Annotated in this window: 3 protein-coding genes; all 3 read left to right on the forward strand. The window is 65.9% G+C overall.

Annotated features, from left to right (window positions below; all coding sequences use genetic code 11):
• Nucleotides 1-458: 458 nt before the first annotated feature.
• The 3 genes from ACLL97_RS07175 to ACLL97_RS07185 all read left to right on the forward strand — a co-directional run bounded on the left by ACLL97_RS07175 (nucleotide 459) and on the right by ACLL97_RS07185 (nucleotide 3,148).
• Nucleotides 459-746 (forward strand): ferrous iron transport protein A, encoded by a 288-nt coding sequence (locus ACLL97_RS07175; RefSeq protein ID WP_411279790.1) that lies wholly within the window; start codon nucleotides 459-461, stop codon nucleotides 744-746.
• A 78-nt stretch (nucleotides 747-824) separates the two neighbouring features.
• The gene (gene feoB / locus ACLL97_RS07180; RefSeq protein ID WP_411279791.1) at nucleotides 825-3,011 is read left to right on the forward strand and encodes a ferrous iron transport protein B; all 2,187 of its coding nucleotides are present in this window, start codon (nucleotides 825-827) and stop codon (nucleotides 3,009-3,011) included.
• 2 nt (nucleotides 3,012-3,013) lie between these two features.
• Nucleotides 3,014-3,148, forward strand: a complete 135-nt coding sequence (locus tag ACLL97_RS07185) for a FeoB-associated Cys-rich membrane protein (protein ID WP_411279792.1) — start codon at nucleotides 3,014-3,016, stop codon at nucleotides 3,146-3,148.
• The last annotated feature ends 56 nt before the right edge of the window (nucleotides 3,149-3,204 follow it).

Genomic DNA, 3,204 nt, shown 5'->3' on the forward strand with positions numbered 1-3,204 from the left:
CTTGAACAGCGCGCTCTGGGCTCTCGGCTCCCACGCTACAAAGGGCTGAGGGCTGACGGCTCTCGGCCGTGGGCCATGGGCCGTGGGCCGTGGGTTCTCTGGGTATCCTGGGGAAACCTCATGGGCCATGGCCGAGAGCCGTTCGCCCTGAGGGTACGGCCTGAGCCCAGCGAGCCCACAGCCCACAGCTCTTGAACAGCGCGCTCTGGGCTCTCGGCTCCCACGCTACAAAGGGCTGAGGGCTGACGGCTCTCGGCCGTGGGCCGTTGGCCGTTGGCCATCGGCCGTGGGTTTTCTGGATATTCTGGGGAAACATCCCCACTGGCTTATGGTCCAGAGCCCGTGGATTCTTTAAAACGACCGCGGAAAATGCCGATGGTCCTGCTCCCCATTGCGGAGGGAGTCGTGTGCTGTGTATACTCCAACACACGCTTTGAGAAACATTCTCATCTAACACCGTGGCCGCGATTCAACTCCCCACCCTGCAGTCTCAAAACACCGCCGCCGCCCGCCCCACGTGCGCGCTGAACGCGTGTCGTGCAGGCACCCGGGTTACCGTGGTCGATATCGAATGCTCCGGTGACGAGGCGTGTCGTCTCCGCGCGCTGGGCTTTTGCGAAGGCACCAGCGTCAACGTCATCGACGCGCGCGGTGTCATGCTTCTGGAAGTGCGTGGCACCCGTCTCGCGCTGGGGTCGGCCCTCACGGCCGGCATCACCGTCCAGCCCGTTAGCGCGCGCGCGTAGCGCGTGTGACGCGTAGCGCGTGTGAACACGAGGCGCCCGATAGGTGGCCACCCGGCGTCGCGTCTTCGTCAGGATCCGGTGAGTACACTGCAAAGCCCCCAACCGCCCGACGATTCGGCGCTCATTTCTCGCCCCGCGAACAGCGAGACTGACCGCGAAACGCTGCGGGTTGCCATCATCGGCAATCCCAACACCGGCAAGACGACCCTCTTCAATGCCCTGACCGGTCTGCGCCAGCGCGTTGGCAACTTTGCCGGTGTCACGGTTGAGCGGGTTGAGGGGGCATTCAAGGGCCCTGATGGCCGTCGGGTGATCGTGTTGGACCTGCCGGGCAGCTATTCCCTTTCGGCGGGCTCGCCCGACGAGCAGGTGGCGCTGGAGGTCCTGCTGGGTCGCGACGCCGACCGCTGGCGCCCCGATGTCGTGCTCGTGGTCGCCGATGCGTCGCACCTCGAGCGCAATCTCTTCCTGGCCAGCCAGGTCATCGAGCTTGGCGTGCCCGTGGTCATCGCGCTCAACCAGTTCGACGTGGCTGAGGCGGAAGGACTGCGCATCGATGTCCCGGAGCTCATTCATGCGCTGGGCGTGCCGATCGTGCCGACCGTCGCCAAGCGCGGCGAAGGGCTCGAGCCGCTCAAGAAGGCGCTCATGATTGCCGTCGGTTTGCCGGCGCCGGCGCGACAGTTCGCGATTCCCGAACGCGCTCAGAACGCGCTCGCGCCGCTGGAGGCCTGTCTCGTGGCCGACGGCCTGTCAGCGACCGCCGCGCGTATGGAAGCGCTCCGACTGTTGGGGATGCAACGGGTCGGTCCGCATCTTGATCGCGTGCCGGGACTTCCCGACGCGATCAAGGCGGCGTCCGACGAGCTGCGCACGGTGGGGTTCGTGCCCACCCGTCTCGAATCGGAAGTCCGCTACGCCTGGATCGCGCAGGTCATCGAGCGCACCGTCACCCGCGCTCGCCCAGCCGGCTACAACGTCAGCGATCGCATCGACCAGTTCGCGCTCCATCGCGTGTGGGGACCGCTCATCTTCCTCGGGCTCATGATGATCGTGTTCCAGGCGGTCTTTTCCTGGGCGACCCCCATGATGGACGGGATTGAAGCCAGCATTGCCGCCGCTGGCCGTGCGGTGGGCACCGTGTTGCCTGACGGTGATCTGCGTTCACTCATCGTGGACGGCGTCTTCGCCGGTGTGGGCTCGGTTCTGGTGTTCCTGCCGCAGATCGCGATTCTCTTCGCGTTCATCGGTCTGCTCGAACACTCCGGCTACATGGCGCGCGCCGCGTTCCTCATGGATCGCATCATGCGCCGGGTGGGCCTGCACGGAAAGAGCTTCATTCCCATGCTCTCGGGCTATGCCTGCGCCGTGCCCGGCATCATGGCCACGCGCACCATCGAAGATCCCAAAGATCGTCTGGCCACGATCATGGTGGTGCCGCTCATGAGCTGCTCAGCACGATTGCCGGTGTACACCCTGCTGATCGGCGCCTTCGTGCCGGCGACCTCGATCATCCCGGGGCTCACGCTGCAGGGTGCGACGATGCTGATCATGTATCTGCTGGGCACCGTCGTCGCGCTCGCCGTGGCGGCGATCTTCAAGCGCACCCTGCTGAAAGGCCCCGTGCGTCCCATGATCCTCGAGCTGCCGCCCTATCGCGTCCCGAGTCTCAAGTCACTCAGTGTGTCCGTGGTCCAGCGCTGTCAACTGTTCCTGCAGCGGGCCGGGACCGTGATTCTGGCGCTCTCGATCGTCTTGTGGGCGATGGCCACATATCCGAAGGCCACCGTCGACGCGTCGCTGCCGGTCGAGGTGCAGCAGGAGCAGCAGCTGGGGCACTCGGTACTGGGCCGGATCGGACACGGGATCGAACCGTTGGTGCGCCCTCTGGGGTACGACTGGAAGATCGGCGTCTCGATTGCGGCCAGCTTTGCCGCTCGGGAAGTGTTCGTGTCCACCATGGGCACGATCTACGGCGTCGGCGGCACCGACAGCGAACAGGCGCTCACCGAACGACTGCAGTCGGAGCGAAACGCCGTCACCGGTGCGCGTGCCTACACACCGCTCATCGCCGTCGGCCTGATGGTATTCTACGTCTTCGCGTTAATGTGCATCAGTACGATCGCGGTTACCGTCCGCGAAGCGGGAGGCGGCCGCATTGGCTGGCAGTGGGCCGGCCTGCAGTTCGCCTACATGCTGGCGCTGGCGTGGGGCTCCGCGTGGCTGGTGTACGCGGGCGGAACGGCCCTTGGCTTCGGAGGTTAACGATGGACACGCAACTGATCGTCGTTGCCCTGATCGTGGCGAGCGCCCTGTTCTTTGTGGCGCGTCGCGCCTGGCGCTCGATCGCCGCCGCGCGTAAACCGAAGAGCGGCTGCGGCTCGGACTGCGGCTGCGGGTAGCGTACGTACCCCGCGAGCTGCCGCCGCGAGCTGCCGCCGCGAGCTGCCGCCGCGAG

The organism is Gemmatimonas sp. (assembly GCF_046594945.1).
Lineage (GTDB): Bacteria > Gemmatimonadota > Gemmatimonadetes > Gemmatimonadales > Gemmatimonadaceae > Gemmatimonas.

Bases quoted from the DNA above. Each gene is read 5' to 3' on its own strand.
- ACLL97_RS07185 (WP_411279792.1), top strand. From the start codon at position 3,014: ATGGACACGCAACTGATCGTCGTTGCCCTGATCGTGGCGAGCGCCCTG.